Raw genomic sequence first — 13,403 nt, forward strand, 5'->3', positions numbered from 1 at the left:
ATTTCTTGCTAATACTGGAAAGGATTGATATGACGGAATAACTGCTGTGTTGTCCGTTATAAATCAGTTTTTGTTACAATAGTAAAAACTAAATGGGGATGATAAGAGTGAATAAGTCACAACTGATCGACAAAATTGCTGCTGATGCGAGCCTTTCCAAGGCAGCAGCCGGACGTGTAGTAGATGCATTCATTTCTTCAGTATCTGATGCATTGAAAGACGGTGATGATGTCGCTTTGGTAGGGTTCGGTACTTTTACTGTGCGTGAACGTGCTGCACGTACAGGGCGTAACCCCCAGACAGGCAAAGAAATCGAGATCGCAGCAGCAAAAGTGCCTGCTTTCCGAGCCGGAAAGGGTCTGAAAGATGCTGTTAACATTTAATGAATAGAAATCTGGTCTTTCAGTTTGACTATTGCATTAAACTTCAACTGACTAGACTGGGTTGATAGGTTAGAATATAAGCGCATCAATTGATTGGTGCGCTTTTTTTCTCTTAACGTTTGAATTAGCGTAATATGACAGTTTCTTTTTCACTAAAGCGGAGTTTTACGTCTTTATGATGGACAACCTACGCACGGCGGCAAACGGTCCTGTGCTTAAAATTGTGTTGGCTCTAATTATCCTGACCTTTTTATTGACAGGTGTAACAGGCTACCTGTCAAGCGAAAGTGGTAGTTATGCTGCCAAAGTGAATGGTCAAACCATTAGTCGTGCTCAGCTGGAGCAGGCATTTCAACAAGAAAAAAATGCATTGCAGGAGAGACTGGGTGATCAATTCTCAACTTTGTTAAGTGATGAACCGAGAATACAGCAGATTCGGCGTCAGGCATTGGATCGCCTTATCAATGCGGCTCTGGTTGAGCAATACACACACAAGCTGGGTTTATCAGCCAGTGATGAACAGGTTACTCAGGAAATACGTAGCTTAACTTTCTTCCAGACTGACAATAAATTTGATAACAACAAATATCAGAATTATTTGAGCTGGCTTACCCGTTCAAACATAAGTCCAGATAGCTTTGCTGAACAGATTCGTCAGGATCTGATCAACCGTCAATTGAGTCAAATATTGATAGGTTCAGAAATTGCATTACCGACTGAAGTCAAACAGGAATTCTCGCTTCTTTTACAAGAAAGAACTGTACGTTATGCGACACTTGAATTGAAAAAAATTGAAGCACAGCAAAAAGTCACGGATGAAGAACTGAAAAACTACTATGACGCGAACAGTAAGCATTTCACTGTGCCAGAAAAGGTAAAAATCAGTTACATCAAGATGGATGCTGCGGATGAACTGAAAAATGTCACCGTATCTGATGCTGATATTGATAAGTATTATAAAAACAATCTGTCGCAATATACTGAATCTGAAAGGAAAAAATACAGTTTTATCCAGTCGGACTCAGATTCTGCAGCTAAATCGATTTTGGATGAATTAAAGAAAGGTGCTGATTTCAGTCAATTGGCATCAGAAAAATCGACAGATAAATTTTCTGCTCAGAAAGGAGGGGATCTCGGTTGGATGGAAGAGAGTTCTCTGCCTAATGAGCTCAAATCGACCAACCTGTCAAAGCAAGGGCAACTTTCTGATATCGTAAAATTATCCAATGGGTATGCTATTTTCCGTTTGGATGATATCAAACCGCAGGTAGTCAAATCATTGGCGGATGTCCGTTCGGACATAGAAAAAATCGTTAAGCAGGAAAAAGCAGTTGATGCGTTTTATGCATTGCAGAGAAAAGTAAGCGATGCCGCAGCCAATGATAATGAATCTTTAGTAGCAGCAGAAAAAGCAGCGGGCTATAAAGCAGTGGTTACTGACTGGTTTGATCGCGACAATGTTCCTGCAGATATCAATTTCAGTCAGGTTGTTCAGGCTATTTTCTCTGGTAATTTGGTTGATGATAAAGGAACGACAGGCGTTAACTCTGACGTAATTTCTGTTGATGGTGACAGAGCCTTCATTGTGCGCGTGGACGACTTTAAACCGGAAACAGTTCAGTCGCTTGAACAGGCTAAAACTGAGGTTGAGGAACTGGTAAAACGCCAGAAAGCGGAAAAGCAGCTTCAGGTTGAAAGCGAAAAACTGCTGGCTGCCCTGAAAGAGGGTAAAGGCGAACAGGCATTGAAAGATGCGGAGATTCAGTTTGAGCAACCTACAGTGATAAAACGCGCATCACAAACCAATCAGGCTAGTGATGTGGCATTCAATTTGCCTCACCCTAAAGATGGTAAGGCTGAATATGGTGTAGCACAAGATGAGCTGGGTAACACGGTTCTTATCCAATTGGATAAAGTGGTTCCGGGTTCGATGACAGACGACCAGATTAAACAGTCTATAGACGGTTATCAGTACCAAATTGGTAATATCATGTTGGAATCCCTGATGAATAACTTGCGTGATAATGCTGATATTAAGTACGGTCAAATCGAATAAAATTGCGAAGTCACTCGCAATAGTTTTTGCAAAACAGTAATTGAAAAAGGCCACTTTCGTGGCCTTTCGCATATTTGAATCTTGCCTATTGTCCAGAAATATTGTTATGGCAATCTCTTCTCCGTCAACAAAACATGGAGAGATTTACATGAAGTATTTAAGGATATTATTCAATTCATTCATTATGGCTTTTTGTATCAATATACCGTTATCTCATGCAACCACGGTGAACGAACCTGTCGATAAAACAGTAAAGCAGACGATTAGTCAGCAGAAAACCACTGCTGAGAATAATGGCTCAAAAGAAGGGACAGAGCAGGTTTCAGGTCAGCAAATATCGGGGAAAGGACTCCTTAATATAAATACTGCAAATGCTGAAGAGTTAGCGAAAGAACTTAATGGAATTGGCGTAAAAAAAGCACAGGCAATTATTGAGTATCGTGAAAAATATGGCCCCTTTACGGCAATAGAGCAATTACAGGAAGTTCAAGGTATTGGTCCTATCTTTATAGAAAAGAATCGAGATAAATTGACTCACTAAGCATTAAGCCCTCTTGCTAAGTTGTTATATTTCTATCAAGAGGGCTGTGATACCGATCAAGAATAATTCATTTAACACTATTGTAATTAACTTGTTTTGCTATTGTTATATCTTATCTGGTCGGATGAGTGTAAGGAAAAAAATAGTAATGAGCACGATTATCAAAGTCAGGGGCTATCATATCGATCTTTTCCAGCATGTGAATAATGCGCGTTATTTAGAGTTTCTGGAAGCAGCCCGTTGGGATTTACTAACAGAAGATGACACGCTGGAATGGCTAAACAGTAAAAGAATTGGTTTTGTTGTTGTAAATATTAATATCAATTATCGTCATCCTGCGGTGGTGACAGATGAATTGGAAGTCAAATCTTCCATGCAAGAGCTACGTAATAAAAGCGGCACATTTTTTCAGGAAATTACACGCAGGAGTGATAATAAAATTATTGCTGATGCCCTGACTACATTTGCTTGTATTGACTTGAAGACCCAAAAAGCACTCGTTTTGGAAGGAGAACTACGGGAAAGGATGGAAGCATACACGAGCTGACCATAATAACCAGAACAGTGAATGAGAGGTTCATGGGACCTCTCATAGATAAGGTTTAATAAACAATTTGGTTAGCTTAGATGTGTTTTGGATTTCATCTCTGCCATAGTTGATTGAGTATTATTTAAATAATTGTTTAATCCTTTGGCTCGGAGATGACAGGCTGCACATTCACCGCATCCATCACCTTGAATGCCATTATAACAAGTGAGTGTGTGGTTACGGATAAACTCCAGTTTTTGATAATAATCAGCCAGTGCCCAGGTTTCCGCTTTGTTTAACCACATTAGGGGCGTTTCGAAACGGATATCACGGGCGATACCAAGGCTAACGGCTTTGTTCAGTGCCTTAACAAATTCGTCACGGCAATCTGGATAGCCTGAAAAATCAGTTTCACAAACACCAGTAATAACGGCTTCAGCTTCAACCTGATAAGCATAAATTGCTGCCAACGTTAAAAACAGAATATTACGACCGGGCACAAAAGTACTTGGAAGACCACTTTTTTCACTTGTACTGAAATCTGGCACAGGAATGTCATCTCTTGTCAGACTGCTGATTGCAAGCTCATTCAGTAAAGTAACATCAAGTACCTTATGGGCAGCAGCACCTAACTCTTTGCTAATCCGGCAGGCGACATCAATTTCAGCTCGGTGGCGCTGTCCATAATCAAAAGTGATACAGTGAACTTCGTCATATTGACGGAGTGCCTGAATTAAACAAGTGGTGGAATCCTGCCCACCACTGAAAACAACAACGGCTCGTTTCATGATATCTGCCTCTGTAAATTGAAGGAGATATGTTACTCATAACCGTTTAATTTGGGTAGCTGTGTTAGATACTGTGTGATATCACCGATATTATTGTGAACCCATTCTGGATTGTAATAAGTATCCAGATAACGTTCTCCACTATCACAAAGTAATGTAACTATTGCTCCCTGTTGGTTGTCATCGTGCATTTGTTTGGCAAGCTGCAAAGCACCCCAGACGTTAGTTCCTGTTGATGCCCCCGTTTTTCTGCCAATTAATTTTTCAAGCCAATAAATGGTGGCAATAGTAGCTGGATCAGGAACTTGGAGCATGTCATCAATAACTGTAGGAATAAAAGACGGTTCTGCGCGCGGGCGACCGATACCTTCGATTTTACTGCCGGTATTTCCGCAGATGTCACGGCGATTCTGTCTATAACAATCGTAGAAAACTGAGTTTTCAGGATCAACAACAATCAGCTTGGTGTTATATCCCTGATAGCGGATATAGCGGCCAAGTGTTGCGGATGTACCACCCGTTCCTGCACTCATAACGATGTAATTTGGTTCAGGAAAGGGTTCGAGTTGCATCTGGCAGAAAATACTCTCTGCAATGTTATTGTTTCCTCGCCAGTCGGTGGCTCGCTCGGCATAGGTAAATTGATCCATATAATGACCATTCAGCTCTTTTGCCAGACGCTCTGACTCTTGATAGATCATGGCTGAATGCTCCACAAAATGGCATTTACCACCGTAGAACTCAATTTCCTGAACTTTACGTTTGGCGGTGCAGGAAGGCATGACTGCAATAAAAGGCAAATCAAGCAGACGGGCAAAATACGCTTCTGAAACCGCTGTACTGCCAGATGAAGATTCAATAATAGGTGTTCCTTCCTTGATCCAGCCATTAGTGAGCGCATAAAGGAATAGGGAACGTGCAAGTCGATGTTTCAGGCTACCTGTGGGATGAGTACTCTCATCTTTGAGGTAGAGATGAATGCCCGGAAACATAGGGAGATTCAGACGAATCAGATGTGTATCAGCGCTGCGTTGATAATCAGCTTGGATAGTTTTTATGGCTTTTGTGGCCCATAAAGACGACATAAATTGACCCTGAATAATAATACCGTAGTGGTATATAGATTACCCTGATATTTAGAGAAATAGATTGTTATTTTTCTGTATTTATCCGTTATATTTGGGAAATATTTCTACAGGATTTAGATATGCTAGACAAAATAGATCGTAAGCTACTGGGACTGCTCCAACAGGATTGTAGTGTATCCCTGAATGCGCTGGCAGAAGCTGTTAATTTGACTTCTACGCCTTGCTGGAAACGCCTTAAACGACTTGAAGATGATGGGTATATTGTTGGAAAAGTTGCATTGCTAAATGGTGAGAAACTCGGGCTTAGCTTGACAGTAATCGTGATGATCAAAACCCAGCAACACAGCAGTGAATGGTATGAGCAATTTGTCACCTTCATCAAAGAGATGCCGGAAGTCTTAACGTTCTATCGAATGGCTGGGGAGTATGATTATTTAATGCATGTAGAAGTTGTTGATATGAAAAGTTATGATCGGTTCTACAAACGCATGGTCAATGGGATTTCTGGTTTGATTGATGTAACCTCCAATTTTGCAATGGAGAAAATAAAATATACAACGGCGTTGCCAATACCAGATTCAACAATATGAAGATCCCTTTGGTTGGTAAGCGCTAACTCTTTCATTTTTACCTCGGGAATAGGTGTGTGAGATTATTTTCACAATTAGGTTGGTATTTTATTAGTGAATGGCGGCGCTATTTGGGTGCTGTTATTTTTCTCGTCATGATTGCAGTGCTGCAACTTATCCCTCCTCGCTTGGTTGGGATCATCGTTGATGGCATCCGCACTAAAACTATGTCATCCGACCGGTTATTGATGTGGTTAGGGATAATGCTGCTTATCGCGTTGGCAATCTATGGGCTGCGATATGTTTGGCGTGTATGGCTGTTTGGTGCGTCTTATAAACTCGCCGTTAAATTGCGCAGTGATTTCTATCAGAGGCTGAGTAGTCAGAATCCTGAGTTCTATTTGCGTCACAGGACGGGAGATCTCATGGCCCGCGCAACAAACGATGTTGACAGAGTTGTGTTTGCTGCGGGCGAGGGAGTACTTACTTTAATTGATGCCTTAGTCATGGGATGTGCTGTCCTTATCGTAATGAGTGTACAGATCAGCTGGCAATTAACGCTGCTATCATTATTGCCCATGCCCATTATGGCATTAGCAATTAAGTATTATGGCGATCAGCTTCACTATCGTTTTAAATCTGCGCAAGGCGCATTCTCTGTATTGAATAACCATGCTCAGGAAAGTTTGACCAGTATTCGCATGATAAAAGCGTTTGGATTGGAAGAAATGCAATCCAATCAGTTTGAAGAAGTTGCTATTGATGCTGGGCGTAAAAATATGCATGTTGCACGCATGGATGCACGTTTCGATCCTACCATTTTCATTACTATCGGTGTCGCAAATCTCTTGGCTGTTGGCGGAGGGAGCTGGATGGTCGTGAATGGAACCATGACACTTGGTGAACTGACCAGTTTTGTTATGTATTTGGGGTTGATGATCTGGCCAATGCTGGCGTTGGCATGGATGTTCAATATTGTAGAGAGAGGAAGTGCTGCATACGTACGTATTCGTAGTTTACTGCAAGAACCTCTGGTAATTGCCGATGGCTCATTGTCTTTATCTCCGGGGCGGGGGATCTTACAGACAAATATCAATACCTTTATTTATCCCCAAAACGATAGGCCTATCCTGAATAGTATCTGTTTTCAGCTAGAGCCTGGTCAGTTATTGGGACTCTGTGGCCCAACAGGATCAGGGAAAAGTACTTTGCTGGCCTTATTGCAGCGACAATTTGATGTCACTGATGGCGAAATTCTTTTTCAGTCGCAGAATATTTCTGCTCTCAGAATGGATGAGTGGCGTTCGCGGTTGGCTATCGTCAACCAGACTCCCTTCCTGTTTTCGGATACCGTGGCTGGCAATATTGCATTAGGGCGACCTGATGCAACTCAAGAGCAAATAGAAGAAGTCGCCCGTTTGGCAAATGTACATGATGATATTTTGCGATTATCCCAAGGCTACCAAACGGAAGTAGGAGAGCGGGGTGTGATGCTTTCTGGCGGGCAAAAACAACGCATATCCATCGCCAGGGCTTTGTTATTAGATACGGAAATTTTGATTCTCGACGATGCTCTCTCGGCTGTTGATGGGCACACAGAACATCAAATCATGAAAAATCTCAGCCAATGGCGGCGACAACGTACTGTTATTATCAGTGCACACCGGCTGTCCGCATTAACAGAGGCAGATAATATATTGGTGATGCAACGTGGCATGATTGCTCAGCAGGGCCAGCATAAACAACTTATCGCGCAATCAGGCTGGTATTCTGACATGTACCATTACCAACAACTGGAAGCCGCATTGGATGGGGAAAATGACTGATACTCATATGCGCAAGTTATGGCCGTCATTAAAGCGCCTGCTCTCTTACAGTAAAAATTACCGTAAGCCCATGATAATTGCTGCGCTGATGTTATGGCTTGCCGCATTGGCAGAAGTGAGTGGCCCATTGCTTGTGAGTTATTTTATCGACAATATGGTAGCAACAGGAAACCTGCCACTTGATGTGGTCATCGGGCTGGCAGCTGCATTTTTGGCCTTACAGATTATTTCTGCCATTTTGCATTATTACCAGACTCTATTTTTTAATCAGGCATCCGTCGGAGTGGTACAGCAGCTTCGCACTGATGTTATGAACTCCGCACTGCGACAGCCATTAAGCGCATTTGATAATCAACCTGTAGGGCAGTTGATATCTCGTGTAACGAATGACACTGAGGTCATTAAAGATCTGTTTGTAAATGTAATCCCTACCGTGTTTCGCAGTATCACCCTGATTGGAGCCATGTTAATAGCCATGTTTGTGCTCGATTGGCGTATGGCTTCTGTTGCGATCGTGATATTTCCTGCGGTATTACTGGTTATGTTTATCTATCAGCGTTTCAGTATTCCAATCGTTAGACGGGTTCGCGCTTATTTGGCTGATATAAATGATGGTTTTAATGAAGTGATTAATGGCATGACCGTGATTCAGCAATTTCGCCAGCAAGCCCGTTTTGGTGAAAAAATGCTGGCTACTAACCGAGCGCACTATCTGGCTCGAATGCAGGCCTTACGGTTAGATGGCATTTTATTGAGACCATTATTAAGTTTTTTTTCTACTGCAATATTGTGTGGTTTGCTTTTACTATTTGGATTCAAAGGAACAGAAGTTATTGGTGTAGGTGTCCTGTACGCCTTTATTAACTATCTTGGCAGATTAAATGAACCATTAATCGAGTTAACAGCCCAGCAATCGTTATTACAGCAGGCTGTCGTTTCGGGAGAGCGGGTTTTTGAGTTAATGGATAGCCCGCAGCAGCAATATGGTAATGATATGCAGGCGTTGGCGAGTGGCTCAATTGATATTGAAAACCTTAATTTTGCTTATCGGGATGACAAACTGGTACTGAGAGATATCAATCTGCATGTTCCCCCTCGTGGATTTTTGGCTTTGGTTGGGCATACGGGAAGTGGAAAAAGTACTCTGGCTAATTTGATAATGGGGTATTACCCGTGGCAAGACGGTGAAATTTATCTTGATGAACGCCCCGTATCTTCACTTTCTCATGCTGTGTTGCGTAATGGTGTCGCAATGGTGCAGCAAGATCCGGTGATTCTGGCAGCGTCTTTTTTCGACAATATCTCGTTGGGGCGGAATGTCAGTGAAGAAAAAATATGGGAAGTGTTGGAACTGGTTCAATTAGCTGAGTTTATCCGTAATTTACCTGATGGCTTGAATTCAGTACTGGGTGAACAAGGAAATACGCTTTCCGCAGGGCAAAAACAACTTTTGGCAATGGCCAGAGTTCTGGTGCAGACACCCCAGATCCTTATTTTAGATGAGGCAACTGCGAACATTGATTCGGGAACAGAGCAATCAGTACAGAAGGCTCTGGGCATGATCCGCAAGCAGACGACATTGGTGGTGATTGCTCATCGTCTTTCAACCATTATTGAAGCTGATTCCATATTAGTGCTGCACCGTGGTGCAATTGTTGAGCAAGGGCATCATCAACAGCTACTGGCAAGGCGTGAACGCTATTATCAAATGTACCAACTTCAGCAGGTTGGTGAGACTTTGAATGAGCCCGTGCACATTTAGAGTGCATTATAGAGTACATATCGGGAGTGGCTGAGCTTGCTGCTCCCTTTTTTTATCCCTCTCTTAAAGATTTTTCCGATAATCATTTGATTACATATAGTTTTTAATTTTTGGCATCCCCCTTGCATATACCTTTCTATGCAAACACTGCAAAAACGGGGAAAAGTATGAAACTAATCACCATCATCATAAAACCATTTAAGCTGGAAGAAGTCCGTGAAGCGCTTGCTGATATTGGTGTGCAAGGCATGACTATCACTGAAGTAAAGGGATTTGGACGCCAAAAAGGCCATTCCGAGCTTTATCGTGGTGCTGAATATAACGTTAATTTTTTACCTAAGGTAAAGATTGATATCGCTATCCATGATGAGCTGGTTGAAGAAATTATTAATGTAGTTCAACAGACTGCGTTCACGGGCAAAATGGGCGATGGAAAGATTTTTATCTTTGAATTGCAGCATGCTGTCCGGATCAGAACGGGTGAAACGAATGATTTGGCACTATAAGTAGGGAAATAAAAGTAGGGAAATAAATAGGGGATTTAAAATGAAGAAGCAATTTTTATCCATAATTGGCATTGTGGCCAGTTTGCCTTCATTCGCTTTTGCTGCGGAAAAAACGCTCGATAAAGCTGATACGGTGTTCATGTTTATAAATACGGTACTTGTTCTGTTTATGACGATCCCGGGGATTGCTTTGTTTTATGGAGGATTACTGCGCCGTAAAAATGTTTTGTCATTAATGTCACAGGTAATTGTCAGTTTTTCATTGGTTTGTGTGCTTTGGGTTGTTTATGGTTACAGTATGACTTTTGATGTAGGAAACCAATTTTGGGGTGGATTTGATCAGGTCATGCTGAGAAATATATCCATAACTGACTTGAATGGCAGTTTCTACCAGTTAATTTATGTTGTTTTTCAAGGCGCATTTGCTTGTATTACGGTGGCTTTGGTTGTGGGGGCATTGTGCGAAAGAATTCGTTTTTCCGCGTTATTGATTTTTAGCGTGTTATGGCTAACAGCATCTTATATTCCTATTGCGCATATGGTGTGGGGAGGTGGCTGGCTTGCTGAGGATGGCGCTTTGGATTTTGCTGGTGGAACTGTTGTTCATATTAATGCAGCGGCAGCAGGATTGGTTGGGGCTTACTTACTTGGAAAGCGCTCAGGATTTGGGCGGGAAGCGTTTAAACCGCATAATTTGCCAATGACTTTCATTGGTACCGCAATTCTTTATATTGGCTGGTTTGGTTTTAATGTAGGTTCTGCGGGTGCAGTAAACGCCATCTCAGCACTGGCTCTGGTAAATACCGTAGTGGCAACAGCAGGAGCAGTATTATCATGGATTTTCTCTGAGTGGTTATTTCGTCAGAAGCCTTCCCTTTTGGGGGCATGCTCTGGCTGTATTTCAGGTTTAGTGGTCATTACGCCGGCTGCGGCCACGGTTGGTATCGGTGGGGCGTTGATTATGGGGATAATTGCGGGAATTGCCGGTTTATGGGGAGTCGTCATACTAAAACGATGGCTACGTGTTGATGATGTCTGTGATGTTTTTGGTGTGCATGGGGTATGTGGCATCATTGGCTGTTTATTAACAAGCATTTTTACCGCATCGGCTTTAGGTGGGACGGGATTTCCTGAAGGAATGACGATGCTGAGGCAATTTGGTATTCAGGCTATTAGTGTATTGGTCTGCATTGTCTGGTCATCGGTAACTGCTTATATTTCATTTAAGATTGCTGATAAGTTGGTTGGATTACGTATTGGCATTGAATCCGAAAGAGAAGGGCTGGATATTACTTCACACGGTGAAAGTGCTTACAATTGATGGTACTTTTCTCCAGAAAAACTATATACCTGCCGTGCCGTAATAACAGGACAATATTCAACAGGAGAACATCTATTCGGATAATGTTTATCTGAGCGATTTTTATCCGAACAAGACCTTATGGCTGTTATTACGGCATACAGTATTTTTTATACATTACCACTTACGGATAACGCCTTCCTGAACGGTAGAAGCGATAAGTACTCCTTCACGGTTATAGATATGCCCACGAACAAAGCCACGAGCGCCTGATGCTGATGGACTCTCAATTGAATAGAGTAACCAATCATCCATATTGAAAGGGCGGTGATACCACATTGAATGATCAATGGTCGCTACTTGCATATTACGTTCCATAAATCTGACCCCATGGGGCTGCAATGATGTAGGCAGGAAATTGAAATCTGAAGCGTAACCCAGTAAACAATAGTGAAGGAATGGATCTTCCGGCATTTTTCCATTACTGCGGAACCAAACATAACGAACAGGATCTTTTGGTGACTGATTAGGTAGGCTGTGAGGTTTAATCAGTTTCATTTCCAGAGGTGGTGCGGAAAAAACCGTTTTTAATTTAGTGGGGAGTGAGTCAACCATTTTTTTTGAGATATCTTCCTGAGACTCTAGCTCTTCTGGAAGGGGGACTATTGGCATGGTATTTTGGTGTTCAAAGCTTTCCTCATGACCTTGAAAGGACGCTGTCATGTAGAAAATAGGATGTCCATGTTGTATTGCACTGATACGGCGAGCACTGAAGCTTTTTCCATCCCGCAATATTTCAACATCATAAACAATGGGCTTATGGCTATCCCCCGGACGCAAAAAATAGCTATGGAAGGAATGAATCATTCGGTCATCTGCTACAGTTTGTTTTGCAGCATATAGAGCCTGACCTATCACTTGTCCGCCGAAAACTTGGGGGAAACCTAAATCTTCACTCTGTCCTCGGTAAATGCCTTCTTCTATTTTTTCCAGATGTATCAGGTTAATTAAATTTTGTAATGCCTGACTCATAATGTGCCTTTGCTTTTTTGGGAGAGATTAAAAATGTATAAATTAACGATTTCAGATAATAAACTTTTCTTTATAAGAAAATAAATAGATTAAAATTATAAATAAATTTATCTTTATGTTGTTATTACTTATCTGGATTATCACTGTTAATCTTAACAATGCTTGTTAAATAATGCGAGTGATATTAGTTCCGATGTTTATTTATTGATTTATATGGATTATTTTTCGTCTTTAGGAGGGGATTTGATTTAAGTTGATCTGGTGAAAATTATTATCTTTTCATCAGATATAAACGTGAGTGTTCCGTGTAACTGAGTACAGTTGTTTATTATGTTATTTGTTTATTGCTGTGGTATGTATGCTAACTTGTCTCGGGCGATGGCTTAGAAGATAGTTTAACTGTTTTTAGACAACAAGTGTTTTGTTTTTCTGATGCTATTTTTGATTGATTTTACAGCATTAAGAGCAATAAAGCAGCATTCAAATGGTGTGGTCTTGCTATTTTATTATGTATGAAAGATAATGACCACCGCTTTGAAATTTGAAGCTAACGTCAATGAGGGCTCTGTTGGTTCTCCCGCAACGCTAACTTGTTAACTTGGTCAGGTCTGGAAAGAAGCAGCCATAGCAAGGGATGTGTGTGCCGGGATGTCGCTGGCAGGGCCCTCACCAATTTCCATTTCATGTTCAGTTTATCCTTCGCCCCAGAGTGAGTTCGTGCAGTTAGCCGATAATAAACTACCGGCTTTAATCACTTACTATCTGATCACTGGAGCTTAGCGGACAAATTTCCAAACAGATGATGGGATTTTATCATAGAGTTTATTCATGGTAAGTTCAGCTAAGCGGTGGTCAGCTGCGGAGTAGAACAATTCAAGCTCATCATCTGAAAGCTCATATTTATTTTTTTCAATTACACGTTCCAGTGTTTCAATAGAAGTGCATTTTCTCAAACGCATCAGATAGTCAGTTTTAGTCATGGTCGCCTTATCTTATTTGGTATAAAAATAGTTAGAAATATAT

Annotated in this window: 13 protein-coding genes and 1 other RNA gene; 10 read left to right on the forward strand and 4 right to left on the reverse strand. The window is 41.5% G+C overall.

Translation table 11 applies throughout. From position 1 onward, the window contains the following. Positions 1–107 precede the first annotated feature (107 nt). The 4 genes from hupB to FE394_RS07855 all read left to right on the forward strand — a co-directional run bounded on the left by hupB (position 108) and on the right by FE394_RS07855 (position 3,527). Positions 108–383, forward strand: coding sequence for a nucleoid-associated protein HU-beta (gene hupB / locus FE394_RS07840; RefSeq protein WP_319925832.1), 276 nt, complete (start codon positions 108–110; stop codon positions 381–383). A 175-nt stretch (positions 384–558) separates the two neighbouring features. Continuing rightward, entirely contained in the window at positions 559–2,439 is a 1,881-nt protein-coding gene (gene ppiD, locus FE394_RS07845) for a peptidylprolyl isomerase (protein ID WP_319925833.1), read from the forward strand. Between the two features lie 148 nt (positions 2,440–2,587). After that, on the forward strand, positions 2,588–2,980 hold the full coding sequence (locus FE394_RS07850) for a ComEA family DNA-binding protein (RefSeq protein ID WP_319925834.1): 393 nt from the start codon (positions 2,588–2,590) through the stop codon (positions 2,978–2,980). A gap of 148 nt (positions 2,981–3,128) precedes the next feature. After that, positions 3,129–3,527 (forward strand): acyl-CoA thioesterase, encoded by a 399-nt coding sequence (locus FE394_RS07855; protein ID WP_319925835.1) that lies wholly within the window; start codon positions 3,129–3,131, stop codon positions 3,525–3,527. A gap of 71 nt (positions 3,528–3,598) precedes the next feature. Here FE394_RS07855 and queC read toward each other — a convergent pair whose 3' ends face one another. Both queC and FE394_RS07865 read right to left on the reverse strand, forming a co-directional pair. Next, positions 3,599–4,297, reverse strand: a complete 699-nt coding sequence (gene queC, locus FE394_RS07860) for a 7-cyano-7-deazaguanine synthase QueC (RefSeq protein WP_319925836.1) — start codon at positions 4,295–4,297, stop codon at positions 3,599–3,601. Positions 4,298–4,329: 32 nt separating this feature from the next. After that, positions 4,330–5,382: a PLP-dependent cysteine synthase family protein gene (locus FE394_RS07865; protein ID WP_319925837.1), complete on the reverse strand. Its 1,053-nt coding sequence runs from the start codon at positions 5,380–5,382 to the stop codon at positions 4,330–4,332. 122 nt (positions 5,383–5,504) lie between these two features. Between FE394_RS07865 and FE394_RS07870 the strand changes: the two genes are divergently transcribed. From FE394_RS07870 to amtB, 5 genes are all read left to right on the forward strand, one after another. Then, positions 5,505–5,975, forward strand: coding sequence for an Lrp/AsnC family transcriptional regulator (locus FE394_RS07870; protein ID WP_319925838.1), 471 nt, complete (start codon positions 5,505–5,507; stop codon positions 5,973–5,975). 56 nt (positions 5,976–6,031) lie between these two features. Then, entirely contained in the window at positions 6,032–7,780 is a 1,749-nt protein-coding gene (locus FE394_RS07875; protein ID WP_319925839.1) for a SmdA family multidrug ABC transporter permease/ATP-binding protein, read from the forward strand. Then, the gene (locus FE394_RS07880; RefSeq protein ID WP_319925840.1) at positions 7,764–9,542 is read left to right on the forward strand and encodes a SmdB family multidrug efflux ABC transporter permease/ATP-binding protein; all 1,779 of its coding nucleotides are present in this window, start codon (positions 7,764–7,766) and stop codon (positions 9,540–9,542) included. Before FE394_RS07875 ends, FE394_RS07880 begins: the two co-directional genes overlap by 17 nt. A 167-nt stretch (positions 9,543–9,709) precedes the next feature. Further along, positions 9,710–10,048, forward strand: coding sequence for a P-II family nitrogen regulator (gene glnK, locus FE394_RS07885; protein ID WP_319925841.1), 339 nt, complete (start codon positions 9,710–9,712; stop codon positions 10,046–10,048). 40 nt (positions 10,049–10,088) lie between these two features. Further along, positions 10,089–11,369, forward strand: coding sequence for an ammonium transporter AmtB (amtB, locus tag FE394_RS07890; RefSeq protein WP_319925842.1), 1,281 nt, complete (start codon positions 10,089–10,091; stop codon positions 11,367–11,369). Between the two features lie 156 nt (positions 11,370–11,525). Here the strand turns inward: amtB and tesB are convergent, their stop codons facing one another. Then, positions 11,526–12,380, reverse strand: coding sequence for an acyl-CoA thioesterase II (gene tesB, locus FE394_RS07895; protein ID WP_319925843.1), 855 nt, complete (start codon positions 12,378–12,380; stop codon positions 11,526–11,528). A 566-nt stretch (positions 12,381–12,946) separates the two neighbouring features. Here tesB and ffs point away from each other — a divergent pair. Beyond that, an RNA gene (gene ffs / locus FE394_RS07900) (signal recognition particle sRNA small type) lies at positions 12,947–13,043 on the forward strand. A 113-nt stretch (positions 13,044–13,156) separates the two neighbouring features. Here the strand turns inward: ffs and FE394_RS07905 are convergent. Beyond that, positions 13,157–13,360 carry an HHA domain-containing protein gene (locus FE394_RS07905; protein ID WP_010845060.1) on the reverse strand — a complete coding sequence of 68 codons (204 nt, stop codon included), beginning with the start codon at positions 13,358–13,360 and terminating at the stop codon, positions 13,157–13,159. Between the last annotated feature and the right edge of the window lie 43 nt (positions 13,361–13,403).

Source organism: Xenorhabdus littoralis, assembly GCF_033949345.1.
GTDB lineage: Bacteria > Pseudomonadota > Gammaproteobacteria > Enterobacterales > Enterobacteriaceae > Xenorhabdus > Xenorhabdus littoralis.